Consider the following 25,708-nt stretch of genomic DNA (forward strand, 5'->3'; position numbering starts at 1 on the left):
ATGCGCTATATCTCTACCCGTGGTGAGGCCCCGGTTCTGAGCTTTGAAGATGCCATGCTGACGGGTCTGGCCCGCGACGGTGGCCTTTATGTGCCCGAAACCGTGCCAACCATCAGCGCAGGCGACATCGCGGCTATGGCCGGGCTGCCTTATGAAGAGGTCGCCTTTCGCGTGATGCGCCCCTTCGTCGGCGACACGTTCACGGATAACGAGTTTCACGAGATCATTGCCAGGGCCTATGCCGGGTTCAAACACGACGCACGCGCGCCCCTGGTGCAACTCGGTCCCAACCATTTCCTGCTGGAACTGTTTCACGGCCCGACCTTGGCCTTCAAAGACTTTGCAATGCAGTTGATCGGTCAGCTGTTCCAAGTGGCACTGAGCCGCCGGGGGGAAAAAGTGACCATCGTCGGCGCGACCTCGGGCGATACCGGATCTGCGGCCATAGAAGCCTTCAAGGGGCTGGATGCGGTCGATGTGTTCATCCTGTTTCCACATGGGCGAGTGTCTGAGGTGCAGCGCCGTCAGATGACGACGCCGTCCGAGGCGAATGTCCATGCGCTGGCCATGGACGGCGATTTCGACGATTGCCAAGCCCGGCTGAAAGACATGTTCAATGACTTCGTTTTCCGCGATGCGGTGAAATTGGCGGGGGTGAACTCGATCAACTGGGCGCGCGTGCTGGCGCAGGTGGTATATTACTTTACCTCGGCGGTCGCGCTGGGTGCGCCGCACCGCAGGGTCAGCTTCACGGTGCCCACGGGCAATTTCGGAGACATCTTCGCTGGTTACATTGCCAAACAGATGGGGCTGCCGATTGACCAACTGGTGATTGCCACCAACCAGAACGACATCTTGCACCGCACGTTGGAAACCGGCGCCTATACCAAGGCGGGGGTCACGCCGTCGATCAGCCCGTCGATGGATATTCAGGTATCATCGAATTTCGAGCGTGTGCTGTTTGATGCCTACGGGCGTGACGGCAAAGTGGTGGCCGACCAGATGGCCGACCTGTCAAAGGGCGGTTTCAAGATCAGCCAGGGCGCGATGGAGTTCCTGCGCGAAAGTTTCAAAAGCGGGCGCGCGTCCGAGGATGAGACCATGGCGCAGATCAAGACCTCGTTTGCCCGCGCGGGCGAAGTGCTGTGCCCCCATTCTGCCGTCGGAGTGAAGGTCGCGAACGAGCATTTGGGCACGAGCCCGATGGTCACGCTGGCCACAGCACATCCTGCAAAATTCCCGGCAGCGGTCAAAGACGCATGCGGGCAGGACGCGCCGCTGCCACCCCACATGGCAGACCTGTTTGACCGTGACGAACGCATGACCCGCGTGGCGAATGATCTGGACGCATTGAAAACCCTGATCTGCGAACGCACCGGAAAGGCCATCCCTGCATGAGTGTGCGTCTGGACCGACTTCCCAACGGCGTCAGTGTCGTAACCGAGTATATGCCGGGGCTGGAAAGCGCCTCGGTTGGCGTATGGGTGACGGCGGGTGGCCGCCATGAAACACCTGCGCAAAACGGCATCGCGCATTTTCTGGAACATATGGCGTTCAAAGGCACCGAACGGCGCTCGGCACTTGAGATCGCCGAGGCGATCGAGGATGTAGGCGGCTACATCAACGCTTATACCTCGCGCGAAGTGACAGCTTACTACGTGCGTGTCTTGAAGAACGATGTGGCGCTGGGGCTTGATGTCATATCGGACATCGTGCTGAACCCGGTGTTTGACACCAGCGAGATCGAGGTTGAGCGCGGTGTGATCTTGCAGGAAATCGGTCAGGCATTGGATACGCCCGATGATGTAGTGTTCGACTGGTTGCAAGAAGCCGCATTTCCGGATCAACCGATGGGCCGCACCATCCTTGGCCCAGCCGACCGGGTGCGGTCATTTGGCAAAAGCGATCTGTCATCGTTTGTGGACCAGCATTATGGTCCGGATCAGTTGATCCTGTCTGCCGCGGGAGCGGTCGATCATGACCAGATTCTGCGCCTTGCCGAGGCCGCATTTGGGCATCTGGCACCCAGCAAACCACGCATGACAGATGCCGCACGGTGGTCCAGCGGGTCGCGTGTCGAAGTTCGCAACGGGTTGGAACAGGTGCATTTCACGCTTGGGTTGGAAGCGCCCAGCTATCGCGACGATGCGTTTTATGCGGCTCAACTGTTCAGTTCCGTCCTTGGTGGGGGGATGTCCTCGCGTCTGTTTCAGGAAGCGCGCGAAAAGCGCGGTCTTTGCTATTCGGTCTTCTCACAGCTTGGTGCCTATGACGACACAGGAATGATGACGATTTATGCGGGCACCTCGGGCGATGATATTGCTGATCTGTCCCGCCTGTGCATTGACGAGATGAAACGGGCTGGCACCGATATCACGGAACGCGAGTTGGAGCGTGCGCGCGTTCAGATGAAGGCGGGGCTGCTGATGGGGCTGGAAAGCCCATCGTCGCGCGCCGAACGGATGGCCCGCCTGGTCGCCATCTGGGGCCGTGTGCCGTCCCTTTCCGAAACGGTCGAGAAGATTGACGCGGTGACGCTGGCCGATTTGCGCGACTTTGGGACGAGCTTGACCCGGGGTGAAATGGCGATGGCCGTTTATGGCCCGGCGGAAGATGCGCTTCCGTTTGAGGTCTTGCAAGACAGGCGTGTCGCTTGATGCTGGGTCGGTCCAAGAAGGTCAGGATCGAAACCGAACGACTGACCCTGCGACCACCCACGCATGGCGACTTTCGCGGTTGGTCAGCGTTGCGCACCGCCAGCCGCGACTTTCTGACCCCATGGGAACCGACTTGGGCGCAGGATCATCTAAGCCGAAAAAGTTTCACAAATCGCGTGTATTGGGCCAACCGTTCGATCCAGGGGGGCACTGCGCTTCCACTTTTCATGTTTCGACGGGCTGATAACGCATTGGTCGGCGCGGTCACGCTCGACCATATCCGGCGCGGTCCGTCGCAGGCGGGAACAACCGGATATTGGGTCGGCGAACGCTTTGCCCGTCAGGGCTACATGCGTGAAGGACTCGAGGCCGTGGTCCACTACGCGTTCAACGAACTTGATCTGTCACGACTGGAAGCGGGCTGTCTGCCGGAAAACGCCGCCTCGCGCGGGGTGTTGGAAAAGGTCGGCTACAAATACGAGGGTGTGGCCCAAAGTTATCTGCAAATCAACGGGCGCTGGCGCAATCACGTGCTCTATGCCAACCTTCGATCAGACCGGCGCGGGCGGACGCAGGCGGGATAAGACAGCAACGGGGCGATGATGGGCGATCTGAAGTCAGTGGACGGTGCATTTGAAACCCGGCTGCGTGCCCTGTTGCCCGATAAGGTGTTTCGTCCCCTAGACCCAACCTATCAACAAGAGCCGCGCGGTTTGTTTCACGGCGGGGGTGGATTGGTGCTGGCACCATCCTCAACCGATCACGTGTCTCTGATCATAAGAGAGTGCGCAGCGGCCCGCGTGCCGGTGGTGCCCTTCGGCGGCGGCACAGGTCTGGTCGGCGGGCAGGTCATGCCGGATGCAACGCCTGTGATCCTGAGCCTTGAGAGGATGACGCGCATCCGCGCCGTGCATCCGTCCGAGAATGTGTTGGTGGCCGAGGCTGGGGCGATATTGGCCGATGTTCAGGCCGCCGCCGCGTCCGAGGAACGGCTTTTCCCCCTGTCGCTGGCATCAGAGGGGTCGTGCCGGATTGGCGGATGTCTGTCTACCAATGCAGGGGGGGTGAATGTGCTGCGTTATGGTTCGGCCCGCGATCTGTGCCTTGGGATCGAGGCGGTGTTGCCCGACGGGTCAATCCATCACGGGCTGAAACGGTTGCGCAAGGACAATACCGGGTTTGATCTGCGGGCGCTGCTTTGCGGCGCCGAGGGGACATTGGGCGTCATCACCGCCGCCAGCCTGCGGCTTTTTCCAAAACCGGCTCGCAACGGCACCGCACTTCTGAAAGTGAGTGATCCGGCTGCGGCGTTGGAGTTATTGGCGCTTGCGCAGGCCCGGCTGGGGCAGGGGATCAGCGCGTTCGAGTTGATCAAGGGCACTGGGTTGGATTTCCTGCAAGCCTCTGGCTTGGGCGGTCGACAACCCTTTGTCACACGGCCGGACTGGTCGGTGTTGATTGATCTTGGTCTGGGTCCAACCCAAGATCCCGAGGAGGAGCTGGCCCAATTGTTTAGCGGGGCCGAACGCGCGGGGCTAAGCGACGACGGGGTGATCGCGCAAAGCGACAGGCAGCGCGCCGCCTTGTGGAAACTGCGCGAAGAGATACCGCTGGCCAACAAGACCATAGGAGCAATCAGCTCGCACGATATTTCATTGCCCCTGTCTGCCATCGCTGATTTTTTGGACGAGGCTGATGCCGCCATTGCGTGCCTTGGTCCGTTTCGGGTCAACGCTTTCGGGCATCTGGGCGACGGCAATCTGCATTACAACGTGTTTCCGCCCGACGGCCAGGCGGCGTCAGATTTCACCGCCTGGCGGAAGCAGGTCCGCGATGTTGTCTATGGTCTGGTGCAGCAGTTTGACGGGTCGTTCAGCGCCGAGCACGGCATTGGCCGTTTGAAGCCAAACGAATTGCAACGCTATGGCGATCCCGCGCGGCTGGCCGCGATGCGCAGGATCAAGGATGCGCTTGATCCTTCAGGGATCATGAACCCCGGTGTGATCTTTCCGGCCAATTAGTTTCAAAAGACAAGCTTCAACCCGCAAAAGAAAACGCCCCGCCAGGGTGGGGCGGGGCGTTGCACGATATGTCATGCCAGCAAGCAGCGCCTGAACTCCTGTCAGGCAATGATAGGATTAGCGTATCGACGTTAACAAGAGGTTCACGCCCCTTCGAATTCGCACAGAACATGGACATCCATGCCCATTTCCTCAAGCAGCTTGCGACCGCCCAATTCGGGCAGATCGACAATGAAGGCACATCCCACAATCTCGCCGCCTAACCGCTCGATCAATTTGATGCCCGCTTCAGCCGTGCCTCCGGTCGCCAGCAGATCATCGACCAACAGGACCTTCTCGCCGGGCTGGATCGCGTCATCATGGATTTCCACAACCGCTTCACCGTATTCCAGCGTGTAAGATTGAGACAGCGTGGCACCTGGCAACTTGCCCTTCTTGCGGATCGGCACGAAACCAAGGGTCAGTTGATGCGCAATCGCGCCGCCCAGAATAAAGCCGCGCGCCTCTAGCCCGATCACCTTGTCGATTTCCTCGCCCGCATAGGGGTGCAGCATCTGGTCTATCGCCATGCGAAACCCGCGCGGGTCGGCAAACAGGGTGGTCACATCGCGAAACAGGATGCCTTCATGCGGGAAGTCAACGATGGTGCGGATGTAGTCCTTGACGGTCTTGCCCTTGTTCATGGGAACGCCTTTCGCAAATTGATCGGCATCGGTTTGGCGCAATCCCGGCACTGACGCAAGAGGCCCGTGGTCACAGCACCCGCCCCGCAACGGCGTTCAACTTCGCCAAAAACGCGGGATCGCGTTTGTCGGGGGCCGTCATGATCGCCTTGTCCAGCGCCCGGTCACATCCGTGCGGGCAGGATTCACGGTTGACCCCCAGCAGATCGGGCAGCCCCGCCACCATGCGCTTCGCCTTGTCGCCATTGCCGGTCAGGGTGGCGATCACCTGCGCCACGTCGACCTCATCATGGTCTGGATGCCAACAGTCGTAATCCGTGACCATCGCGACCGAGGCATAGCAAATTTCTGCCTCGCGGGCGAGTTTGGCCTCGGGCATGTTGGTCATGCCGATCACATCCGCGCCCCATTGGTCACGATAGAGACGGCTTTCAGCAAGGGTCGAAAACTGCGGGCCTTCCATCGCCAGATAGGTGCCGCCCTCATGCACGGTGACACCCGCCGCCCGCGCCGCTTTGGCACAGGCTGTGGACAGGCGCGCGCAGGTTGGATGGGCAAAGCCCACATGCGCCACACAACCCGATCCGAAAAAGCTTGTGGCGCGCGCGAACGTCCGGTCAATGAATTGATCGACAATGACAAAATCGCCCGGCGCCATGTTTTCACGGAACGACCCACAGGCCGACACGCTGATCACATCCGTGACGCCCAGCCGTTTCAGCGCGTCGATATTGGCACGATAGGGCACGTGCGACGGCGCATGCACATGTCCGCGCCCGTGCCGCGGCAGGAAGGACATTTTCATCCCGCCCAGTCGTCCTGTCAGAACCTGATCGGATGGCGTGCCCCAAGGGCTGTCCACACGGTGCCAACGCGCACCGTCCAGCCCGTCAATCTCGTAAATACCCGAGCCGCCGATGATCCCGATATGCATGTCCATGCCTGTCTCCTTGCGCTTTTGTGGCCAGATTATCGTGCCGATGCTCCTGTTGCCATGCGGCAAATGCAAGGCAGTATCCTGCATGGGGCATTGTTTACGCTACCGAATGCCTGTAGTCAGCGCACATCGCGAACAGATTTCCCCAAACGAGGTAACCCGATGCCCCGAGCCCTTTTGGCACGTTATGCCGCCCGTATTGAACGCCCCGACCTGCGCCTGTCGCAATCCGAAGAGCTGACGCCCAACCGCATCAAAATCGAGGTCTTGTCAGGCCTGACCGTGGCTTTGGCCCTTGTGCCGGAAGCCGTGGCCTTTGCCTTCGTGGCTGGCGTTCACCCGCTCGTCGGGCTTTATGCGGCGTTTCTTGTTGGGCTGATCACCGCGGTGATCGGGGGGCGGCCCGGCATGATTTCGGGGGCGACGGGCGCGCTGGCGGTGGTGATGGTCGCGCTGGTGGCCAAGCACGGGGTGGAATACCTTTTTGCCACGGTCGTCCTGATGGGGATCTTGCAGGTCTTTGCCGGTGTCATGCACTGGGGAAAGTTCATCCGGCTGGTGCCACACCCGGTGATGCTGGGTTTCGTGAATGGATTGGCGATCGTGATTTTCCTGGCGCAGCTGACGCAGTTCAAGAACCCGGACAACCCGGAGCAATGGCTGACGGGCCTGCGGCTTTACAGCATGTTGGGCCTGGTCGGCCTGACCATGCTGATCATTTGGGGTATGCCGAAGCTTACCAAGGTCATTCCCGCTCCTCTGGCGGGGATCGGGATCGTCGCGGGCATCGTGATCGCCTTTGGGATCAATGTGCCCACCGTGGGCGATTTGGCGTCAATCAAGGGTGGTTTGCCCAGCTTTCACAACCCTTTTGGCACGGGCGAGGGGATCTATCCCCCGGCGATGCTGGCCCCCTTCACGCTTGAGACGCTTTGGATCATCCTGCCCTACGCGGTGATCCTTGCCGCAATCGGTCTGATCGAAAGCCTTCTGACCCTGAACCTTGTGGGCGAGATGACTGGTCATCGTGGTGGCGCTTCGCAGGAATGTATTGCGCAGGGAACGGCGAATGTCGTCACCGGCTTTTTTGGCGGCATGGGCGGTTGTGCCATGATCGGGCAGTCGATGATCAATGTGAAATCTGGCGGGCGCACCCGGATCGCGGGGATCGCGGCGGCGATTTTCCTGCTGCTGTTCATCGTTGCGGCGTCCTCGTGGATCGAGATGATCCCGCTGGCCGCACTTGTTGGCGTCATGTTCATGGTTGTGATCGGCACATTTGCGTGGAATTCGCTGACCATCCTGCGCCGCGTGCCCAAGACCGACGCGTTCGTCATCCTGCTGGTGACCGCAGTGACGGTTTATGAAGACCTTGCGGTCGCTGTGGTCGTCGGTGTGATCGTCTCGGCGCTGGCATATGCGTGGAACGCGGCGGCGCGCATTCACGCGGTGACGCGCGAAGAAGACGGCGCCAAGGTCTATGACGTGGAAGGCCCCCTGTTCTTCGGATCGTCCGACGGATTTATTGAGCTGTTTGACGTCAAGAACGACCCCGATCTTGTGGTGATCGAGTTCGCCCGCTCGCGCGTGGTCGACCAATCCGCTCTGCAAGCGATCGAGGCGGTGGCCCTGAAATATGAGGCCGAGGGTAAGAAAATTCAACTGCGCCATCTGAGCCGGGATTGTCACAAGTTGCTGACAAAAGCGGGCCACCTGATCGTCGACAGTGATGATGACCCCGACTATGAGGTGGCCGCCGATTATTCGGTGCGCACGGGTATTCTGGGCAGTCACTAGGCGTCAGGTGCCAGCGCCTCCAACCCATCCACATCGCCCGCCTCCAGCGCCGCGCGCGCGCGGGCGATATGCTCAACCGGCCAGTCCCACCATGCCAGACGGTTCATCCGCGTGATATCATCGGGTGACAGGCGCATCTTGACCACGTGCGCCGGGTTGCCCGTGACAATGGCGTAATCCGGAACATCCGCGCGCACCACGGCGCCTGCGCCGATGATGGCACCATTGCCGATGGTGACGGCGGGGCAGACAATCGCGCCATAGCCCAACCAGACATCGTGACCGATCATTGTGTCGCGGCTGTCTGGTTGCGCCATGAGTTCCTGGTCCAGCGCGAAGATGCCAAAGGGAAAGCTGGTCAGCCCGGCAAAGGCATGGTTTGCGGCGGCGGTGATGAAGCGCACCCCATGGGCGATTTGGCAGAACTTGCCGATGCTCAACCGCCCCTCGGACTTCGGGAAATGATAGGGAGCCAACCGCGTCGCCCAGCCATCGGGCGGCGGCGGATCGAAATCCGAGGCATAGCTGAACGCGCCTATGTCAATGTTAGGCTGATCTATGACATTGGACAGGAAAACCGTGCCTGCATGGATCGACCCATCGGGCAGGGTAACGGGGTAGACGCGCGTGGCGTCCGGCATGGAAAACGGCATGTGACCTCCTTGAAAGCGGAAATGAAGACATCAGGCCGAATTGTTCATGTCACCCCCCATGGTTGTGGCATCAGTTTAGCAGGCGGGTGAGCTTGCGTCTATTCACCCGGACGGTTCAGGGTGAATTTGTCCGTAACAACAGTGTAGTCACGATAGCCCAGCCGCGCCAGGGGGCGGGCCCGCGTGATGTCAAACATCCCGTCCACCATGCAGTCATCGCGCAGATGAATGCCCGTGACCTCACCGAAGCACACAAGGTTCTCATCGCCCGGCAGGCGGGTGATCTGGGTCAACCGGCATTCCAGGGCAGCGGGGGCTGCGGGTAGGCGCGAGGCGGGGATCGTTGTGCATTCGACCCGCTCCAGTTCTGCCAATGCAATCTCGTCCACATCGCGCGCATAGCTGCCTGATGTGGTGTTCATCGCGTCCGTCTGATCTTCGCCGACCATGTGAATGCAAAACACACCGGTTGTGTTGATATTGTCCAACGTGTCCTTGCCAAGATCGCGGTCGCCCTTGCCCGAGGTCGAAGCGAACATCACCTGGGGCGGGTCATAGGCGACGCCGTTGAAAAAGGAATAGGGTGCAAGGTTCTCAACCCCATCCACCCCGCGCGTGGATATCCACGCGATAGGGCGCGGCACAATTAACGCGTTGAACGGATTATGGGGCAGCCCGTGCCCGTCTTTCGGCTCATAGAACACCCGCTTCTCCCTTCCTTTTCTGCGTGTTGCCGTGATAGCAGCAAAGAACGACAGAAGGCGAGGGGCAGCGGGTGTACCACCTGACAGCAGAAACCGAAAAAGACTGGTGGGAGGTCGAGGCGCTTTACGATCTGTGCTTTGCGCCAGGACGCGAAGCCTTGTCATCCTATCGTTTGCGCGATGGGGTTGAACCTGTGGCGCACCTGTCTTTGGTCGCGCGCGATGATGCGGGCATATTGGCGGGAGCCATCCGATTTTGGCCCGTTTCGATTGTCGGCGATAACGGGTCACACGACGCTTTGCTTCTTGGTCCCGTCGCGGTTCACCCCACCCGTCAGGGCGAAGGCTTGGGCGGGCATCTGATCCGTGAAAGCCTTCTGGTGGCGCGGGATCTGGGGATGGATCGGGTGATGTTGGTTGGCGATGCGCCGTATTACTCGCGGTTTGGATTCTCAAAGCTTGAAAATGTGGTGATGCCGCCCCCGACCAACCCGGATCGCGTGTTGGCCTATCGTCTTCAGGACGGCAGTTGGGACGGCATCACTGGATCAGTCACGCGGGTTACATCCGCACCTGTCGATCCCGCTTGACCGCGGCAAACAGATCCACCTGATGGGTGCCACCGGATTGACTGGCCATCCGGTTCAGCCTGTCATGCCAGATTTTGCGCGGCCATGTGTTACGCCGAACCGACGTGATGACCGCCGCGCCCAGCACCGCAAGGGCACCAGACAGAGCGTATGACAAGAACGCCCAGATTGCCCCTATATCAAAGCTGATTGCGAGCGCTGCGGCGGCGGTTCCAGTGAAAATTCCGGTGATGATAAAACTGATCGGCATGAGGATTCTCCTTGTTCTGTTCCAGTTTTGTTCCAAACTGGTGAACAAAGTGATAACTGCTGAAAATTTTCATCAACCTCTAGACAGCGACCGAGGATTGCGCCGGTTTTTTTCGGGTCAGTCGCTTAAGCACCGCCGGGCGGACAGATTGCGCACCGGACAGGCGGGCTTCGTCGATGACATCGCGAAGTTCAAGGATATTTGTGCGCCGTATCAGATGTTTGACCGGTCCGATTGACGCAGGGCGCATGGACAAATGCCGAACCCCCAACGCCGCGAAGCAGATCGCTTCGATGGGGCGGCCCGCATCTTCGCCACAAAAGCTCAGGGGCGTGCGGGCCGCCTCGCATCGAGTCACGATTTCTTCGATCAGGTTCAGAAATGAAACGTTCAGCGTGTCATAGCGGCGGCGCACACGCTCGTTCTCGCGATCGGCTGCGAAGAAGAACTGCTTCAGATCGTTCCCGCCGATCGAGATGAAATCCGCCATTTCAAAGAACTGCTGTGGGGCAAATACCATGGATGGAGTTTCCAGCATCGCCCCGATCTCGGTCTTTTCTGGCAGAATATGACCCAGCGCGCGCTCACGTTCGATCTCGGCCAACACCATTTCACGGGCATCGCGAAATTCATCGGTTTGGGCGATGAAGGGAAACATGACACTGAGTTTGCGCCCCGCCGCAGCCCGGATCAGCGCCTGCAATTGCATCCGCATGACGCCGGGCTTGTCCAGCCCGACCCGGATCGCGCGCCAGCCAAGTGCGGGGTTGGGTTCGTCCAGCGGGTTCATATAAGGCAGCACCTTGTCCGACCCGATATCCAGCGTGCGAAACACCACCCTCTTGCCCTTGGCGGCGTCCAGAACGCGGGCATAGGTGGCGGCCAGATCGCCGCGCCGCGGAACGCGGTCAACGGTCAGAAACTGAAGCTCGGTGCGGAACAGACCCACCCCGGCCGCGCCCGAGTTTTCAAGCGACGGAAGATCGGCCATCAGCCCCGCGTTCATGTGCAATTGCACTTCGGTGCCACACAGACCCATCGCCGGTTTGTCGCGCAGACTGCGATAGCGTTCCTGCTGCGCGGCTTCCATCGCCATCTTGTCGCGAAACGCATTGACCACGGTTTCCTCCGGGCGCAGGTGGACGATCCCGTTTTCACCATCCACAAGGATGTGATCGCCGTTCAGCGCCTCGGTCGATATACGACCCGCCTGAACGATCAACGGAATAGCCAGCGCGCGTGCAACAATGGCGGCGTGGCTGGCAATCGAGCCTTCCTCAAGCACGATCCCGCGCAGACCACGCCCATATTCCAGCAATTCGCCGGGGCCGATATTGGTGGCGATCAGGATCGGGTTTTCGGGCATTTCCGCGCCGGTTTCCTTGCCTTGGCCGGTCAGGATCCGCAACAAGCGGTTGGACAGGTCGTCCAGATCATGCAGGCGTTCACGCAGATAGGCGTCGGGCACCTGGCTCATTCGGGCACGGGCGGCGGATTGTTCTTTCTCAACCGCAGCCTCGGCGGACAGGCCACGATCAATGTCTTCTTCCATCCGGCGTTGCCAGCCCTTCGAGTTGGCAAACATCCGATAGGCTTCAAGGACCTGCATCTGGTCTTTGTCCTTGGTCAGCGTGTTGGCCAGAAGCTCGTCCACCGACACCCGCAATTGCTCGATCCCGTCGTGCAGACGTTCTTTTTCCGCGTCTGGGTCATCGGCGACCGGGTTGGTCACGACGACGCGTGGGTCATGCAGCCAGACATGGCCTTCGGCAGCGCCTTCTTGTCCGACGCCACCCGTGAAAGTGGTAGCGCGCTGGTGCAGGGCTCCCATTGCCTCGCCTTCGCCTACAAACGCGCCCAGCTCGGTCATTTCGGCCAGCACCATGGCGACGACTTCCAGCCCGTAAAGCTCGTCCGCCGAATATTCGCGTTCATCCTTGGACTGGATGACCAGGACGCCAAGGTTTTCACCCAGACGCTGGATCGGCACACCAAGGAAGCTGGAGTAAATTTCTTCTCCGGTCTCAGGCATATAGCGGAACCCGCGTTCGGATGGGGCGTTTTTTGTATTGATCGGGCGTCCGCGACGGGCCACCCGCCCCACAAGACCCTCGCCGACTCGCAGCCGGGTTTGGTGAACCGCTTCGGCTTTCAAGCCCTCTGTCGCACAAAGCTCCAATGTTTCGCTGTCGCGAAACAAATAGATTGAACACACTTCGACGCCCAAGCTCTCGGCAATCAGAGACGTGATTCTGTCCAGTCGCTCCTGCCCCTGCGACGCCGAGGCGAGGGTTTCGCGCAGTTTGACCAGAAGTTTGCGACTGTCACTTTGCTGGCTTTCTGCCATTCTTACCGTTCCCTGTTCCTGTGGGCGTCATTGATCCAACCGAATTCGGGCGGAAACGCGAACCACTTGGGCGACCCCTACCGTAATGGTAGCACGCCATGTTTTCCAGAAACTACTTGCGTTCTTTTGCGCCAGGTTCTGGCAGGCGGCGACATATCGCGCAATTGCCCGTCATTTCAGCAATTTGCCAATGGGATCGGCAATTTGTGTCTGTGCGCGGATTGGATCGCGCGAGCCGGCGGCACCGGAAAAGGATGGCCCGCCAAGTGTGGCGGGCCGTGTCTGAAAGTGTTCTTACCATGATGGTTGCGCAGGTGGCCCTGAGCCGGATCAAGCTTTTTCCAGCTCGAACGCGTCGTGCAGCGCCTGCACGGCCAACTCCATGTATTTGCGGTCGATCAACACCGAGATCTTGATCTCGGAGGTGGTGATGACCTTGATGTTGATGCCCTCTTTCGACAGCACGTCGAACATCTTGGCGGCGATCCCCGTGTGGCTGCGCATCCCGATGCCGACGACCGAGACCTTGGCTACATCCTTGTCGGCCACGATGTCGTGAAAATTGATATCACCGCGCGCTTTGGCATCCGTCATCGCCTTTTCGGCGCGTGCCACCTGATCGACGGGGCATGAGAAGGTCATATCCGTGCGACCTTCCTCCGAGATGTTCTGAACGATCATGTCGACATTCACGCCGGCTTCTGCCAGCGGGGTGAAAATGGCCGAGGCGATGCCGGGGCGGTCCGCCACCGAGATCAGCGTCATTTTCGCTTCGTCGCGTTGATAGGCGACGCCTGCAACAACTTTACTTTCCACGATATCCTCCTCGTCGCAGACCAGCGTGCCTGCTTCCGGGTCATATTCCTCGAAGCTCGAGAGCACCCGCAGTTTTACCTTATAGCGCATTGCCAGTTCGACCGAGCGGGTTTGCAGAACTTTTGCGCCCAGCGAGGCAAGCTCCAGCATTTCTTCAAATGCGATGCGGTCCAGCTTGCGCGCCTTGTCTGAAATGCGTGGGTCGGTGGTGTAAACCCCGTCCACGTCGGTATAAATGTCGCAGCGTTCGGCCCCAAAGGCGGCGGCGAAGGCCACGGCGGTGGTGTCCGATCCGCCGCGCCCCAGTGTGGTGATCCGGCCATCATCGGCAATGCCCTGAAACCCGGCCACGACGGCCACGCGCATGCCTTCGCCAAACTTCGCCATGATGTTGTCGTTGGGGATGTCCTGTATTCGTGCTGCCGAATGCACACCAGAGGTTTTGACCGGCACTTGCCAACCTTGCCAGCTGCGGGCGGGCACATCCATTTCCTGCAAGCGCAGCGCCATCAGACCGGCGGTCACATTCTCGCCCGAACTGACAACGGCGTCATATTCGCGGGCGTCAAACAGTGGCGAGGTTTCTTCGACCCAGCCGACAAGCTCGTTCGTGCGCCCGGACATGGCCGACACGATGACGATCACGTCATAGCCATTGGCCACTTCGCGCGCGACCCGTTTCGAGGCCCGGTGGATCCGGTCCAGCGTAGCGACCGAGGTGCCGCCGAATTTCATCACCAGAATAGGCATCTTGGCCTCAAATCCCGTCCGTTTTCCCGTGTTCGCGCGTGTTTAGGGCGCGGAGGCGGAAAGCGCAAGACTGCGCGTGGTGCGGCAGGGTGCGTGCGGCTCAGTTCGATTTGCGTGTCGGGGTGAAGGGCAAGGGCATCACTGGCACGCCATCCTCCAACAATTCCCTGGCGTCGGCCAGTTTCGCCTCGCCATAGATCGAACGTTCAGGCGCGTCGCCCAAATGCATGGCGCGTGCTTCGCGGGCAAACGATCCGCCAACATACTCGCTTTCGGCCTCAACCCTGGCGCGCAGGCGGGCGATCTCGGCCTCGATTTCGGAACTGGGTGCGGCAAGTGTGGTTGGCGTCGCGGGATTGGCGGCAACCGGCGCGGTCGCCACAGAACGAGCCGGGCGCACTTTGGGGGCCATCAGGCTTTTTTCCACTTTGGCCGATCCGCACTCCGGGCAGGTAACATGCCCCGCCGCGCGCAACCCGTCATAGGCTGCGGCGTTCTGGAACCAGCTTTCGAACATGTGGTTCTGGTCGCATTTCAAGGCGTAGCGGATCATCTTGTCTTCCGAAGTTACCTGACCGATTATATATGGCGATCCGCCAGGGCCTGTGCAAGCCGCGGCAGATGATCCGACTGGTTTTATTGGGTTTGTTTGGCACCCGACGGGTCGAAACCGCGGAGAATACGGCGCAGTTCAGGTTCCCAAACCAGTTGCGCGGCTTTCTTCTGCGACACCCATTTGCGCCGCCTTTGGCCTTGTTCCGGAAAGGATTTGTGCTGTTTTTTGACCTTCAAGGGAAAGACCGCAACGACACAGGGCAACCGTCCGCCGTCATGCGATTTCGAATAGGAATAGAACCCCAGCACATCATGGCTCAGCTTGCCTTCCACACCGGCTTCTTCGAATGCTTCCTTGGCGGCGGATCCGGCGGGCGTTTCGCCGTCCATCGGCCAGCCTTTCGGAATGATCCAGCGGCCTGAACCGCGCGTTGTGATCAGCAGCACCTCGACCTTGCCGTCTCTCAGACGATAAGGAAGCGCGCCGAATTGCGTGCGAACGGATCGTTTGTCACTAAGTGAAAGCCGTATTGGCCGTGGCTTACCCTTCGCGATCGTCACTGTCTTGCTGCCCTTGATGCCCATCTTGCCGGTGCGGATATCCGGTTATTGTTATGTTTTGTTAAAGATAGCCCGTTTGGGTGGAAAATAAAGCGAAAATCCAGATGTGGTGCGAACCCGTCATGCACCCGCCACATCAGGTATGTCGGCATCGTGGTTTTCGGGACTGCCATGGCCGGGTGTTGGCACGATCAGTCGCGGGTGCCTGCGAACCGGTCCTGCCAGTTTTCCCGATCCTCGTCCGTGATCTTGGCGAATACGTTCTCGGGTACCGTGAAACTGTGCCCGGCGGGCAGTGTGCCAAGGGCTGCGGGCACGTCGTCGGGCCAGCTGTCGTCTTCCGAGTTCATCGCCTCAAGCATCGTTTTCGCGGCATCGGGAATGAAGGGCGCTGACAGCACCGCATAGAACCGGATCAGGTTAAGGGCCAGACGGATCTGTGCGGCGGCTTGGTCCGGGTCGGTCTTGAAAGTCGTCCAGGGCGCGGCAGTTTGCAGATATTCGTTGCCTGCAACCCAGATACCCCGAAGCTCCTGCGCGGCCTTGCGCACGTCGATGGCTTCCATGTGGCCTTCATAAGCGCGGGTCTTGGCGGTCAGATCGGCAATCAGGGCGTTTTCCAGATCACCATAGGTGCCACCTTCCGGCACGGCTTCCGAAAACTTCGAGCGACAGAACTTGGTCACACGGCTGACGAAGTTGCCCAGCACATCGGCCAGATCCTTGTTGACGCTGGTCTGGAAGTTTTCCCACGTGAATTCACTGTCCGAGTTTTCGGGCGCGTGGCTCAAGAGCCACCAACGCCAGTAATCCGCGGGCAAGATCGACAGCGCCTGATCCATGAACACGCCGCGTCCCTTGGAGGTCGAGAATTGCCCGCCATCATAGTTCAGATAGTTGAATGACTTGATATAATCGACCAGCTTCCACGGCTCGCCCGACCCCATGATTGTGGCGGGGAAGCTCAATGTGTGGAAGGGCACGTTGTCCTTGCCCATGAACTGCACGTAACGCACGTCATCCGCACCCTTGTCGGTGCGCCACCAGCGCTGCCAGAAATCATCGCCTGCGCCCAGCTTGTCGGCCAGTTCGGCGGTGGCGGCGATGTATTCGATCGGCGCGTCAAACCAGACATAGAACACCTTGCCTTCCATGCCGGGCCAATCTTCGTCGCCCCTTTTCACCGGCACGCCCCAGTCCAGATCGCGGGTGATGCCCCGGTCTTGCAGCCCGTCGCCGTCATGCAGCCATTTCTTGGCGATCGAGGTGGTCAGAACAGGCCAATCCGTCTTGGTGTCGATCCACGCGTCCAGCCTATCTTTCAGCTTCGACTGACGCAGATACAGGTGCTTGGTCTCGCGCACCTCAAGGTCGGTCGACCCGGAAATGGCCGAACGCGGCTCGATCAGGTCGGTCGGGTCCAACTGCTTTGTGCAGTTTTCACACTGGTCGCCGCGCGCGCCATCATAACCGCAATTAGGGCAGGTGCCCTCGATATACCGATCCGGCAGGAAACGGCCATCGGCGTGGGAATAGACCTGCTTTTCCGACACTTCCTCGATCAAGCCATTCTCTGCCAGCTTGCCAGCGAAATGCTGGGTCAGCTTGCGGTTTCGCTCGGACGAAGATCGACCGAAATTGTCGAATGAAAGCTGGAACCCGTCGGCGATCCGGGACTGAACGGCGTGCATTTCGGCGCAGAACTCGGCCACGGGTTTGCCCGCCTTTGCGGCGGCCAGTTCCGCGGGGGTGCCGTGTTCGTCGGTGGCGCATATGAACATGACTTCGCGGCCCCGACCACGGTTATAGCGGGCGTAAAGGTCAGCAGGCAATTGCGAGCCGACCAGATTGCCGAGGTGCTTGATCCCGTTAATATAGGGAATCGCCGAGGTGATAAGGACGCGGTTCATGTGAGCTCCGGTTCTGCGGTCGTCTTGTTGGTTTGCGGGCCGTATACGCCAAGCCTTTCAGCAATGCCAGAGCTTCGGCCCACGTGACGACCCATCCGGTTTGACTAGCTACGGTCGCGCAGTTTGCCAAACATCCGCCCCATCGAGAACGACGTGCGCGGCGTATAGGTGTAAGGCGTCCGCACCTCGCGTGTCGGGCGTTGGCGGCTGCGGGCCAGACCAAACACGATCAGGCCAAGATGCCCGACGGCAATAAATGCAAACAAGGCCGGGGGGCCGAAGCGTTCGATCAGGCCAGACGCCACCAGGGGCGAGGCAATGGCGCCGACTGCATAGAAAAACATCAGCGCCGCCGACAGCTCGACCCTTTGTTCGCTGGTCGCAAAATCGTTGGCATGGGCGGCCGAGATCGAGAAGATCGGGAACGTGGTGAAGCCGAACAGCCCTGCCGTCACAAAGGCCACGCTTTGTCCCATGTCCGAGGCCATGACCGTTATCCCACTGCTTAGGATGGCCGCCGCCGACAACCAGATCAGCACCCAGCGCCGGTCATATCGGTCCGCAAGCCAGCCCACGGGAAGCTGCGCCAATGCGCCGCCCAGGACGAAACTGGCCAGAAACCAGGCCAGTTGTCCGGTGGCCAGACCGACCTCTTGCCCGTAAACGGGGCCAACCATCCGAAAGGCGGCCGAGGTGATACCCGCCACGATCACACCCGCCACGGCCAAGGGCGAGCAGGTCCACGCCAGGATTGGACGCAGACGTGGTGTGCTGGGGGTTTCGGGCTGTGGTGCGCGTGTCAGGGCCAAGGGCAGGATCGCGGCGCAACAGGTTAGCGCCAGCACGTTGTAGGATACGTAATGCGCAGGCTCCAACACGCCGATCAGAAGCTGCGCGGCCAGCGATCCACCCAGATCAACCGCGCGATAGCCCCCCATCGCGCGGCCGCGGGTTTCATTGGTGATGCTCGCATTCATCCACGCCTCGATCACCGTATAGGCACCGGCGATGCTGAGCCCCGTCGCGATGCGCATGACCGCCCAAGGCACGGGATCAACCCACAGCATGTGCGCCAACAGCCCAATGGCGCCCATCGCGGTAAACCCGGCAAACGCGCGGGCGTGGCCGACGCTGCCCATCAGGCGCGGTGCCCACCAGCAGCCGACGAAAAAACCGACAAAATGCGCCGAGCCGAGCATCCCGATCTCTGCCTTTGTAAAGCCAAGCTTCAGCCCGGACAGCGCATCCAGCGGCCCCACGCCCCCCGAACTCAGTTGCAGCAGAATGACCGACAAAAGTAGCGGCGCAAAGGAAATCAGAAAACGCATCAGGACCTCGGGGGTTTTGACCAGCATCGGGGTTTTGCCTGCCAAGGCTAGGCCGAAAGCGACGGTCTGACCTTGGGCTGTGTCGTATCTGCGACAAAACCGCGTTGGGCTTGCGGGGCAAAAAATGGGCTGATATGCCCGGTTGAAAGCCTGATGGAATTCATCGGGTATCAGCCCGCACTTGCGGGAACTGCAAAGGAAAGACCTTGCGACGATGGATGGTGCCAATTTGACCACTGCGCGACTGGAGATCCGCGATCTGTGCCGAGATTTCGGTGGGCGACCCGTCGTGCGTGGCGTATCCCTGTCTTTGCAGGCCGGGCAGGTGACAGGGCTGCTTGGCCCATCCGGCTGCGGGAAATCCACAACGCTCAGGATCATCGCAGGTGTGGATCAGCAGACATCAGGCGAAGTATGGATTGATGGCCAGCAGGTCGCCGGTCCGGGCGTATTCGTGCCCCCTGAGAAGCGTCAGATTGGCCTTATGTTTCAGGATTTTGCGCTTTTCCCACATCTGTCGGTCGCAGACAACGTGGCGTTCGGGTTGAAAGGTTCGCGCACGGAAAAACGACTGCGCGTGCGCGAATTGCTTGAAAAAGTCGGCCTGGCCCGGTTCATAGACAGCTTCCCGCATGAGTTGTCGGGTGGCGAACAACAGCGGGTGGCGCTGGCCCGCGCCTTGGCACCGCGCCCGTCGATCATGCTGATGGACGAGCCGTTTTCCGGGCTGGACAACCGACTGCGTGACGGCATTCGAGACGAAACGCTTGGTATCCTGAAAGAGGAAGGCGCGGCAGTGCTTCTGGTGACGCACGAACCGGAAGAAGCCATGCGCATGGCGGACGAGATCGCATTGATGCGGGACGGCCAAATCGTTCAAAGCGGTGCCCCCTACAACATTTACAACGCCCCGGTGGATTTGAATGCGGCGGCGTTTTTTTCGGATGTGAATGTGATTACCGGAGTGGTCGAAGGCGCGTTGACCGATACGGCCTTTGGCCAGTTTCTCGCCCCAGGCGTGCCGGATGGTGCCAAGGTGGACATCGTGATCCGCCCACAGCATCTGAAAATCGACTTTGATCGTGGTGGCAAAGGGCCAAGCCCGACCCATGACCACGGCGTTTGGGCCCGCGCGCTTGTGGATCGTGCGCGGTTCATCGGCAAGGAAAGTCTGGTGGATTTCCGCATGGAGGGCGACGGTTCCATCCTGACTGCTTCAGTCCCATCGGTGTTTCTGCCCCAACCAGGCACACCACTTTGGATTGCGATTCGGCGCGACAGGTGCTTTGTCTTTCGACACAGCGACAAGCCGGGACCGGACGCGCCCAGCCCATAGCCGTTTCGGCAACGCTCGGGCGTCAAGTCTTGGAAATGCGCGATCAGAAGTGCCGCGGATGGGCGATAAAGCGCGCCTGCGCGCATTTCGCGCATCATTTTCCCGCCAGTTTTGCGCTTTGGGGCTTTGAACTTGGCCCGCGAAGCAATAAATGTTGCAGGCGTTATTGATGTGGACGGGCGGGTCGCCCCTCCGAATGGGAGAACAATATGCTCAACAATATCGGCCTTCCGGGCCTTCTGCTGATCGCGATCGTGGTGCTGGTTCTGTTTGGCCGCGGCAAGATATCTTCGCTGATGGGAGAAGTTGGCAAAGGCATCACCGCGTTCAAAAAGGGCGTGGATGACGGCAAGAAAGAGATCGAAGATCAGGCCGCTGATGTCGCCAAGGATGTCACCCCGAAAGAAGAAAAAGACAAGGAAAAGGCGTAAGCCCGACCGCTAGGGGGCGCTGCCCATGTTTGATATCGGGTTTTCCGAACTTCTGGTGATCGGGGTTGTGGCCCTGATTGTGGTTGGTCCCAAGGACCTGCCGGGCATGTTCCGCACGCTGGGTCGTTTCACTGCGCGTGCCCGCCAGATGGGCCGGGAATTCAGTCAGGCGATGAATGAAGCCGCCGACGAAGCCGGGGCCAAGGACATTGCCGAGACCTTCAAATCCGCCACGTCGCCAAAGGCGATGGGGCTGGATGCGCTGAACAAGGCGGCAGACGGGTTCGAGAAGTGGGATCCTGCCAAGTCCCTTCGCGATCAAAAGAAGACCGATGCGAAGGCGGACGGAAAGGACAGCGACGAGAAATCGGTGGCTGACAAGGCCGGCGATGCTGCCGGACGCAAAATCCAGACCACCACCGCCACATCGGCGGCGGATCGCAAAGCGGCTGACGAGGCCCGCAAGGCCGAGATGTTGAAGGTCAAGCGACCTCCGTCGAAACGCCCCTCGGAACGGACGGTTGGCGAACCGGCTGTAGCAAAAGTCCCCGTCAAGAAACCCGCGTCGAAACCCGTCGCAAAGAAAACCGCTGCGAAGAAACCTGCGGCAAAGAAACCTGCCAAGACATCGGCGGCGACGTCCAAAGTCAAAGCCAAAGCAAAGGCCGCCCCGAAGCGCAAACCCACGGACACATCTGACGCATGAGCGATACTGACGAGATCGAAGACAGCTCGGCCCCGCTGATCGAGCATCTGACCGAGCTGCGCACGCGCCTGATCCGTTCGGCGTTGGCTTTCATCGTCGCCATGGTGATTAGCTTCACCGTGTGGAACCCGATCTTCAATTTCCTGACCGAACCGCTCTGTACGACAATGGCCGAACGCGGCCAGGACGAATGCGGGCTGATCCTGATCAAGCTGCAAGAAGGTTTCTTCGTGGCAATCTCGATCTCGTTGTTTGGCGGGTTGGTGTTGTCTTTTCCGTTCATCAGCTATCAGTTGTGGCGGTTCGTGGCGCCGGGACTGTACAAGTCGGAAAAGAACGCCTTTCTGCCTTTCATGATCGCCTCGCCTGCGATGTTCCTTATCGGTGCCTCCTTCGCATTTTATGTGGTCATGCCCTTGGCTTTTGACTTTTTCCTGGGCTTCCAGCAAGCCGGGACCGTGGGCGACACCAATGTGGCGGCCTCGATCGACTTTCAGGGGTCGGTGCAGGAATACCTGCGTCTAACGATCAAGTTTATCGTCGCCTTTGGTCTGTGTTTTCAGCTTCCGGTTTTGCTGACTCTGATGGGCAAGGCGGGATTGGTCAGTTCGCAAGGTCTGGCGGATATGCGCAAATACGCGGTTGTTGGCATTCTTGTGCTGGCCGCACTGGTGACACCCCCCGATGTCATCACGCAGGTGATTCTGTTTGTCGTCGTCTATGGCCTTTACGAAGTTTCGATCCAACTGGTGAAACGGGTCGAAAAGAAGCGCGAAGCCGATTTGCGCGCGCAGGGTCTGTGGTTCGAAGATGACGAAGACGAGGCCAGCGAAGACGAGATGATGGCCGAGTTTGACGCTGATGAAGAAGACGTTCCGGGTCAGGTGGAGAAGGGCGAGTGAATGACGCGGACGCCATGACCCGCATTGCCAATGCGTTGGAGCGAATGTCGCCCGCGCCGTTGTCTGTCCCCGATTTCTCGACGGCTGACGCGTTTGTCTGGCATACGTCTCCTGACCGGCTGGAGCCTGTGGTCAATGTCAACCGCGTTGCCCTTGAACTTCTGATTGGGGTCAATCGTTCACGCGATACGCTGCTTGAGAATACGCTGCAATTCGCCCGTGGTTTACCCGCCAACAATGCTCTTCTGTGGGGCGCGCGGGGGATGGGGAAATCCTCGCTCGTGAAAGCGGTTCATGCCGAGGTGTTGAACCGAGGCGAGGCGTTGAAGATTGTCGAGGTGCAGCGCGAAGACCTGCCCTCGATCAGTCGCCTGCTGGGTCTGCTGCGAATTGCGCCGCATCGGTTCCTGTTGTTTTGTGACGATCTGAGCTTCAGCCATGACGACCAGCATTACAAAAGCCTGAAAGCGGTGCTGGATGGCGGGATCGAGGGGCGGCCCGACAACGTGGTGTTTTACGCCACGTCAAACCGCCGCCACCTGATGCCGCGCGACATGATCGAGAACGAGCGGTCCTCGGCAATCAACCCGTCCGAGGCGGTCGAAGAGAAGGTGTCACTGTCGGACCGGTTCGGCTTGTGGCTGGGCTTCCATCCCTGTGATCAGGATGAATATCTGACCATGATCCGGGGCTATTGCGATGCCTATGGGGTGTCGATCGACGACGACACGTTGCGGGCAGAAGCGATTGAATGGCAAGCAACGCGCGGGGCACGATCTGGCCGCGTGGCGTGGCAGTATTTTGTCGATCTGGCCGGGCGCAAGGGCGTGGCGCTGGGCTAAAAGGGAATGATCTTTGCCCCTGTGCGCTTCCCCTGTGCGTCCCCTGTGCGTCCCCTGTGCGAAAGCGTGACGGCCTTCGCGGCCACGAATAATCAACGATCGGGATACCTTTATGACCAACACGCCCAATCCACGCCCGAACGCATCATTGCCTTTGACAACCCCAAGGCCAGTCTGACCGCGTATGTGTCGTCGGAAGATCGGCAGATGGTGATCGCCTCGACCCCGCCCAGTTCACGCAGCGGTTTGATGCAGCAGTCGCGGCCCTCGCGGTCTGGTTTGCCGCCACCGCGTTCCAGGATGCCGATTTGCCAACGAGATGCGCGTCACGCGCAACTCCAACGCGAAGGCATTGTCGTTCACTTGATTGCATAGAAGATCGAGGATGTCTCGCACCTGTTTGGCAAGCTCGGTCATCCGATGGGGACGTTGCGGGGCACATGACATAGCAAACCGACAACGCGCCGAAATCGCTGCCTGCGCCGCGTGCCATGCACCCGCGCGAACAGGCCAAACGGTTCTTTCGTAGTCGGGATTTCCATCGGGGAAATCGGCCATCGTCTGCATGTCGTCCCACGTCGTGAGCCGGTTCAGAAAAAGCAAAGAGTGGCGTAAGCCCGGAAAAAACTTCCAAGAGTTGGTAGGGATCAGGTGCCCGCTAAATCACGCCCCGGCTTCGATGGTGGCTTCAGAAAGCTGACCGCAATGGCTGAGAAAGAAATCATCACGGTTGCCGTGCCCAGCATCATCACAAGCCCACCGATCTGAAAGGTCAGACCAGATAAGACGGTTCCCAGCAGGCGTCCGGCGGCATTGGCCATGTAGTAAAAGCCGACATCCATCGTGACCCGCTCGGTCCGGGTGAACGTCAGGATCAGATAGGAATGAAGCGATGAATTGACGGCAAAGATGGCGCCGAACAGAAGCAGCCCCGTAATCAAGATGGCGGTCAGCCACGGTTGGGGATGTGGAAAGGCAAAGGCCATCAATGTCAGGAAAGCAGGAACAACCGAAAGCCCCCATGCCCAGTGCCGTGCGCCGCTGATCAGGTATGCCTCGGAGCGTTCGGTTGCCCGAAGCAGTTTGGGTGCCGCGGTTTGAACAGCGCCATAGAGGATGGTCCACAGCGCCATGAACGAGCCGATCAGGAAGAACGCCGCGCGGTTGCCTTGCTCGCTGCCATCTGACAGCACCGCGTAGAAATAAATGGGGATACCGACCACGAACCAGACGTCGCGTGCGCCAAACAGAAAGACCCGCGCCAAAGATAGCCAGTTCACATTTGATGATTTCGAGAATACTTCGGAAAATTTCGCGCCCTTTCGTCCTTTCGGCAGGCCGGGTGGCATGGCCGTTTGCGCAGCAACAAGGATGATTGCCAGAATTGCAGCCATGCCGAGCACGGCCGGGACGAACCCAAAGGTGGCCAGCAAACTGGCGCCCAACAAGAAGCCGACCCCTTTGACCATGTTTTTTGAACCGGTCAGCAGCGCGACCCAGCGGAACAATCCGCCCGCCTTGGCCGGCGCCAGCAGTTTGACCGCCGATTTCGACGACATCTTGGCAAGATCCTTGGCGACTCCGCTCGCACCCTGAACCGCCATGACATATGTCACAGACAGGCCAATTGCCCAGTTTGGATCAAGCAGCGCCAGTGCCAAAAGCGCAAGCACCTGAAGGCCAAGCCCCGCAAAGAGAGTCGAAGTCAGTCCGAACCGGGCAGCGATCCATCCTGCGCCCAGATTTGTCACCATGCCCGCGATTTCATATAGCACGAACAGATAGGCCAATTGCACGGGTGAAAACCCCAGCCCATGGAAATGCAGAAGCACCAGCATTCGGAGCGCACCATCGGTGAGCATAAAGGCCCAATAGGCTACCGTGACCACGATATAGGCCGACAACCCCTCTGGGCGGGAAGGGGCGTCGGTCACACCGATTCCCCAACCATCACGGCCACGTCGACCAAACGATGGGCATACCCCATCTCGTTGTCATACCAGACATAGATCTTCACCTGTGTGCCATTCACCACCATGGTTGAAGGGGCGTCGACGATGCCGGACCTTTCATCATTGGTGTAGTCGGCCGACACGAGCGGGCGTTCTTCATAGCCCAGAATACCGTTGAGCGGGCCATCTGCCGCCGCTTTGAACAACGCGTTGACCTCGTCGGCGGTGGTTGCCCTTTCGACTTCGAACACGCAATCGGTAAGCGAGGCGTTCAAAAGCGGCACCCGAACCGCATGGCCATTCAAACGTCCTTTAAGTTCTGGATAGATCAGCGTGATTGCCGTGGCGCTGCCGGTCGTCGTCGGGATAAGAGAGTTCAGCGCTGACCTTGCCCGCCGCAAATCTTTCGCAGGTCGGTCCACGATGGTTTGCGTGTTGGTCACATCATGGATCGTTGTGATTGACCCATGTTTGATGCGCAGGTTTTCATGGATGACCTTTACGACCGGCGCCAGACAATTCGTGGTGCAACTTGCCGCCGTCACGATGCGGTGGCGGTCAGGGTCATATGTCTGTTCGTTTACGCCATAGACGATGTTCGCGGCGTCGGCGTCCTTGACCGGGGCCGACACCACCACCTTCTTCACGCCCGCTTCAAAGAACGGTGTGAGTTTTGCGTGCGTTTTGAAAGCCCCGGTGCAGTCAATCACGACATCGACACCATCAAGGGGCAGTTCGGCAATATTGCGCGTTCCGATGAATGGCAGTCGCAGCCCGTCAATGGTGACACTGTCCGCATCATGGGAAAACTCGGCCTGCCAACGGCCATGCACTGTATCGAATTCAAGCAAATGAGCGTGCATTTCGGGGTCGCCGATCGCATCGTTGATCCAAGCGATTTCCGCACCTCGTTCAAGAAGCGGTCTGAGCGCCAGCTTGCCGATCCGGCCAAGCCCATTCAACGCATATACGGTCATTCT

The 25,708-nt window shown here is 59.6% G+C and carries 25 protein-coding genes; 12 read left to right on the forward strand and 13 right to left on the reverse strand.

The window, feature by feature from the left end:
* Genes thrC through AC13C8_RS10275 form a run of 4 tightly spaced genes read left to right on the forward strand, consistent with a single transcriptional unit; the run spans position 1 to position 4,678 of the window.
* A complete protein-coding gene (gene thrC / locus AC13C8_RS10260) occupies positions 1-1,398 on the forward strand; it encodes a threonine synthase (RefSeq protein ID WP_482847236.1) in 1,398 nt (465 codons plus the stop codon).
* On the forward strand, positions 1,395-2,657 hold the full coding sequence (locus AC13C8_RS10265) for a M16 family metallopeptidase (protein ID WP_482847237.1): 1,263 nt from the start codon (positions 1,395-1,397) through the stop codon (positions 2,655-2,657). Before thrC ends, AC13C8_RS10265 begins: the two co-directional genes overlap by 4 nt.
* The gene (locus AC13C8_RS10270; RefSeq protein WP_091430890.1) at positions 2,657-3,241 is read left to right on the forward strand and encodes a GNAT family N-acetyltransferase; all 585 of its coding nucleotides are present in this window, start codon (positions 2,657-2,659) and stop codon (positions 3,239-3,241) included. Before AC13C8_RS10265 ends, AC13C8_RS10270 begins: the two co-directional genes overlap by 1 nt.
* 18 nt (positions 3,242-3,259) lie before the next feature.
* On the forward strand, positions 3,260-4,678 hold the full coding sequence (locus tag AC13C8_RS10275) for an FAD-binding oxidoreductase (RefSeq protein ID WP_482847307.1): 1,419 nt from the start codon (positions 3,260-3,262) through the stop codon (positions 4,676-4,678).
* A gap of 143 nt (positions 4,679-4,821) precedes the next feature.
* On the opposite strand, the gene AC13C8_RS10280 is transcribed toward AC13C8_RS10275, so the two are convergent.
* Both AC13C8_RS10280 and AC13C8_RS10285 read right to left on the reverse strand, forming a co-directional pair.
* Complete coding sequence (locus AC13C8_RS10280) at positions 4,822-5,361, reverse strand: adenine phosphoribosyltransferase (RefSeq protein ID WP_091432475.1); 540 nt, start codon at positions 5,359-5,361, stop codon at positions 4,822-4,824.
* A gap of 70 nt (positions 5,362-5,431) precedes the next feature.
* A complete protein-coding gene (locus AC13C8_RS10285) occupies positions 5,432-6,301 on the reverse strand; it encodes an S-methyl-5'-thioadenosine phosphorylase (RefSeq protein WP_482847238.1) in 870 nt (289 codons plus the stop codon).
* A 159-nt stretch (positions 6,302-6,460) separates the two neighbouring features.
* Here AC13C8_RS10285 and AC13C8_RS10290 point away from each other — a divergent pair, with 159 nt between their 5' ends.
* The gene (locus tag AC13C8_RS10290) at positions 6,461-8,095 is read left to right on the forward strand and encodes a SulP family inorganic anion transporter (protein WP_091430889.1); all 1,635 of its coding nucleotides are present in this window, start codon (positions 6,461-6,463) and stop codon (positions 8,093-8,095) included.
* Here the strand turns inward: AC13C8_RS10290 and AC13C8_RS10295 are convergent.
* Positions 8,092-8,748, reverse strand: a complete 657-nt coding sequence (locus AC13C8_RS10295; RefSeq protein ID WP_482847239.1) for a CatB-related O-acetyltransferase — start codon at positions 8,746-8,748, stop codon at positions 8,092-8,094. The two genes, AC13C8_RS10290 and AC13C8_RS10295, sit on opposite strands and share 4 nt — an antisense overlap.
* A 98-nt stretch (positions 8,749-8,846) precedes the next feature.
* Complete coding sequence (locus tag AC13C8_RS10300) at positions 8,847-9,452, reverse strand: flavin reductase family protein (RefSeq protein WP_091430885.1); 606 nt, start codon at positions 9,450-9,452, stop codon at positions 8,847-8,849.
* A 71-nt stretch (positions 9,453-9,523) separates the two neighbouring features.
* On the opposite strand from AC13C8_RS10300, the gene AC13C8_RS10305 reads away from it, so the two are divergent.
* A complete protein-coding gene (locus AC13C8_RS10305; RefSeq protein ID WP_091430884.1) occupies positions 9,524-10,042 on the forward strand; it encodes a GNAT family N-acetyltransferase in 519 nt (172 codons plus the stop codon).
* Here AC13C8_RS10305 and AC13C8_RS10310 read toward each other — a convergent pair.
* From AC13C8_RS10310 to AC13C8_RS10340, 7 genes are all read right to left on the reverse strand, one after another.
* Positions 10,014-10,292 (reverse strand): hypothetical protein, encoded by a 279-nt coding sequence (locus tag AC13C8_RS10310; protein ID WP_482847240.1) that lies wholly within the window; start codon positions 10,290-10,292, stop codon positions 10,014-10,016. The genes AC13C8_RS10305 and AC13C8_RS10310 overlap by 29 nt on opposite strands.
* Before the next feature lie 79 nt (positions 10,293-10,371).
* Entirely contained in the window at positions 10,372-12,639 is a 2,268-nt protein-coding gene (gene ptsP / locus AC13C8_RS10315) for a phosphoenolpyruvate--protein phosphotransferase (RefSeq protein WP_091430881.1), read from the reverse strand.
* Between the two features lie 330 nt (positions 12,640-12,969).
* Complete coding sequence (locus AC13C8_RS10320; protein WP_091430879.1) at positions 12,970-14,205, reverse strand: aspartate kinase; 1,236 nt, start codon at positions 14,203-14,205, stop codon at positions 12,970-12,972.
* Between the two features lie 100 nt (positions 14,206-14,305).
* Complete coding sequence (locus AC13C8_RS10325; protein WP_091430877.1) at positions 14,306-14,758, reverse strand: DUF1178 family protein; 453 nt, start codon at positions 14,756-14,758, stop codon at positions 14,306-14,308.
* Between the two features lie 83 nt (positions 14,759-14,841).
* Positions 14,842-15,345 (reverse strand): NUDIX hydrolase, encoded by a 504-nt coding sequence (locus AC13C8_RS10330; protein WP_482847241.1) that lies wholly within the window; start codon positions 15,343-15,345, stop codon positions 14,842-14,844.
* Between the two features lie 167 nt (positions 15,346-15,512).
* Positions 15,513-17,231, reverse strand: coding sequence for a methionine--tRNA ligase (metG, locus tag AC13C8_RS10335; RefSeq protein ID WP_482847242.1), 1,719 nt, complete (start codon positions 17,229-17,231; stop codon positions 15,513-15,515).
* A gap of 104 nt (positions 17,232-17,335) precedes the next feature.
* On the reverse strand, positions 17,336-18,559 hold the full coding sequence (locus AC13C8_RS10340; RefSeq protein WP_091432468.1) for an MFS transporter: 1,224 nt from the start codon (positions 18,557-18,559) through the stop codon (positions 17,336-17,338).
* 214 nt (positions 18,560-18,773) lie between these two features.
* Between AC13C8_RS10340 and AC13C8_RS10345 the strand changes: the two genes are divergently transcribed.
* The 6 genes from AC13C8_RS10345 to AC13C8_RS10370 all read left to right on the forward strand — a co-directional run bounded on the left by AC13C8_RS10345 (position 18,774) and on the right by AC13C8_RS10370 (position 23,151).
* Complete coding sequence (locus AC13C8_RS10345) at positions 18,774-19,895, forward strand: ABC transporter ATP-binding protein (protein ID WP_482847243.1); 1,122 nt, start codon at positions 18,774-18,776, stop codon at positions 19,893-19,895.
* Between the two features lie 209 nt (positions 19,896-20,104).
* Entirely contained in the window at positions 20,105-20,326 is a 222-nt protein-coding gene (locus tag AC13C8_RS10350; RefSeq protein WP_091430870.1) for a twin-arginine translocase TatA/TatE family subunit, read from the forward strand.
* 25 nt (positions 20,327-20,351) lie between these two features.
* Positions 20,352-21,032, forward strand: coding sequence for a Sec-independent protein translocase protein TatB (gene tatB, locus AC13C8_RS10355; protein ID WP_482847244.1), 681 nt, complete (start codon positions 20,352-20,354; stop codon positions 21,030-21,032).
* Positions 21,029-21,934, forward strand: a complete 906-nt coding sequence (gene tatC, locus AC13C8_RS10360) for a twin-arginine translocase subunit TatC (protein WP_091430867.1) — start codon at positions 21,029-21,031, stop codon at positions 21,932-21,934. Before tatB ends, tatC begins: the two co-directional genes overlap by 4 nt.
* Before the next feature lie 14 nt (positions 21,935-21,948).
* On the forward strand, positions 21,949-22,776 hold the full coding sequence (locus tag AC13C8_RS10365; protein ID WP_091432461.1) for an ATP-binding protein: 828 nt from the start codon (positions 21,949-21,951) through the stop codon (positions 22,774-22,776).
* Positions 22,777-22,782: 6 nt separating this feature from the next.
* Positions 22,783-23,151, forward strand: a complete 369-nt coding sequence (locus AC13C8_RS10370) for a hypothetical protein (RefSeq protein ID WP_482847245.1) — start codon at positions 22,783-22,785, stop codon at positions 23,149-23,151.
* Positions 23,152-23,423: 272 nt separating this feature from the next.
* On the opposite strand, the gene arsJ is transcribed toward AC13C8_RS10370, so the two are convergent.
* Together arsJ and AC13C8_RS10380 are read right to left on the reverse strand one after the other, a co-directional pair.
* Positions 23,424-24,710, reverse strand: coding sequence for an organoarsenical effux MFS transporter ArsJ (arsJ, locus tag AC13C8_RS10375; RefSeq protein WP_482847246.1), 1,287 nt, complete (start codon positions 24,708-24,710; stop codon positions 23,424-23,426).
* Positions 24,707-25,705 (reverse strand): ArsJ-associated glyceraldehyde-3-phosphate dehydrogenase, encoded by a 999-nt coding sequence (locus AC13C8_RS10380; RefSeq protein ID WP_482847247.1) that lies wholly within the window; start codon positions 25,703-25,705, stop codon positions 24,707-24,709. The genes arsJ and AC13C8_RS10380 overlap by 4 nt, the downstream gene beginning before the upstream one ends.
* Positions 25,706-25,708 lie beyond the last annotated feature (3 nt).

This window comes from Aliiroseovarius sp. B-4 (assembly GCF_056857795.1).

What these genes read in the sequence shown, in the direction of transcription:
- AC13C8_RS10365 (WP_091432461.1), top strand. Translation starts at nt 21,949, where the DNA reads ATGACCCGCATTGCCAATGCGTTGGAGCGAATGTCGCCCGCGCCGTTG.
- AC13C8_RS10380 (WP_482847247.1), bottom strand. Translation starts at nt 25,705, where the DNA reads ATGACCGTATATGCGTTGAATGGGCTTGGCCGGATCGGCAAGCTGGCG.
- AC13C8_RS10370 (WP_482847245.1), top strand. Translation starts at nt 22,783, where the DNA reads ATGATCTTTGCCCCTGTGCGCTTCCCCTGTGCGTCCCCTGTGCGTCCC.
- AC13C8_RS10290 (WP_091430889.1), top strand. Translation starts at nt 6,461, where the DNA reads ATGCCCCGAGCCCTTTTGGCACGTTATGCCGCCCGTATTGAACGCCCC.
- AC13C8_RS10285 (WP_482847238.1), bottom strand. Translation starts at nt 6,301, where the DNA reads ATGGACATGCATATCGGGATCATCGGCGGCTCGGGTATTTACGAGATT.
- AC13C8_RS10295 (WP_482847239.1), bottom strand. Translation starts at nt 8,748, where the DNA reads ATGCCGTTTTCCATGCCGGACGCCACGCGCGTCTACCCCGTTACCCTG.
- AC13C8_RS10320 (WP_091430879.1), bottom strand. Translation starts at nt 14,205, where the DNA reads ATGCCTATTCTGGTGATGAAATTCGGCGGCACCTCGGTCGCTACGCTG.
- AC13C8_RS10325 (WP_091430877.1), bottom strand. Translation starts at nt 14,758, where the DNA reads ATGATCCGCTACGCCTTGAAATGCGACCAGAACCACATGTTCGAAAGC.
- AC13C8_RS10330 (WP_482847241.1), bottom strand. Translation starts at nt 15,345, where the DNA reads ATGGGCATCAAGGGCAGCAAGACAGTGACGATCGCGAAGGGTAAGCCA.
- AC13C8_RS10310 (WP_482847240.1), bottom strand. Translation starts at nt 10,292, where the DNA reads ATGCCGATCAGTTTTATCATCACCGGAATTTTCACTGGAACCGCCGCC.
- AC13C8_RS10350 (WP_091430870.1), top strand. Translation starts at nt 20,105, where the DNA reads ATGCTCAACAATATCGGCCTTCCGGGCCTTCTGCTGATCGCGATCGTG.
- AC13C8_RS10270 (WP_091430890.1), top strand. Translation starts at nt 2,657, where the DNA reads ATGCTGGGTCGGTCCAAGAAGGTCAGGATCGAAACCGAACGACTGACC.
- tatB (WP_482847244.1), top strand. Translation starts at nt 20,352, where the DNA reads ATGTTTGATATCGGGTTTTCCGAACTTCTGGTGATCGGGGTTGTGGCC.
- AC13C8_RS10275 (WP_482847307.1), top strand. Translation starts at nt 3,260, where the DNA reads ATGGGCGATCTGAAGTCAGTGGACGGTGCATTTGAAACCCGGCTGCGT.
- metG (WP_482847242.1), bottom strand. Translation starts at nt 17,231, where the DNA reads ATGAACCGCGTCCTTATCACCTCGGCGATTCCCTATATTAACGGGATC.
- tatC (WP_091430867.1), top strand. Translation starts at nt 21,029, where the DNA reads ATGAGCGATACTGACGAGATCGAAGACAGCTCGGCCCCGCTGATCGAG.
- AC13C8_RS10340 (WP_091432468.1), bottom strand. Translation starts at nt 18,559, where the DNA reads ATGCGTTTTCTGATTTCCTTTGCGCCGCTACTTTTGTCGGTCATTCTG.
- AC13C8_RS10265 (WP_482847237.1), top strand. Translation starts at nt 1,395, where the DNA reads ATGAGTGTGCGTCTGGACCGACTTCCCAACGGCGTCAGTGTCGTAACC.
- AC13C8_RS10280 (WP_091432475.1), bottom strand. Translation starts at nt 5,361, where the DNA reads ATGAACAAGGGCAAGACCGTCAAGGACTACATCCGCACCATCGTTGAC.
- thrC (WP_482847236.1), top strand. Translation starts at nt 1, where the DNA reads ATGCGCTATATCTCTACCCGTGGTGAGGCCCCGGTTCTGAGCTTTGAA.
- AC13C8_RS10345 (WP_482847243.1), top strand. Translation starts at nt 18,774, where the DNA reads ATGGATGGTGCCAATTTGACCACTGCGCGACTGGAGATCCGCGATCTG.
- ptsP (WP_091430881.1), bottom strand. Translation starts at nt 12,639, where the DNA reads ATGGCAGAAAGCCAGCAAAGTGACAGTCGCAAACTTCTGGTCAAACTG.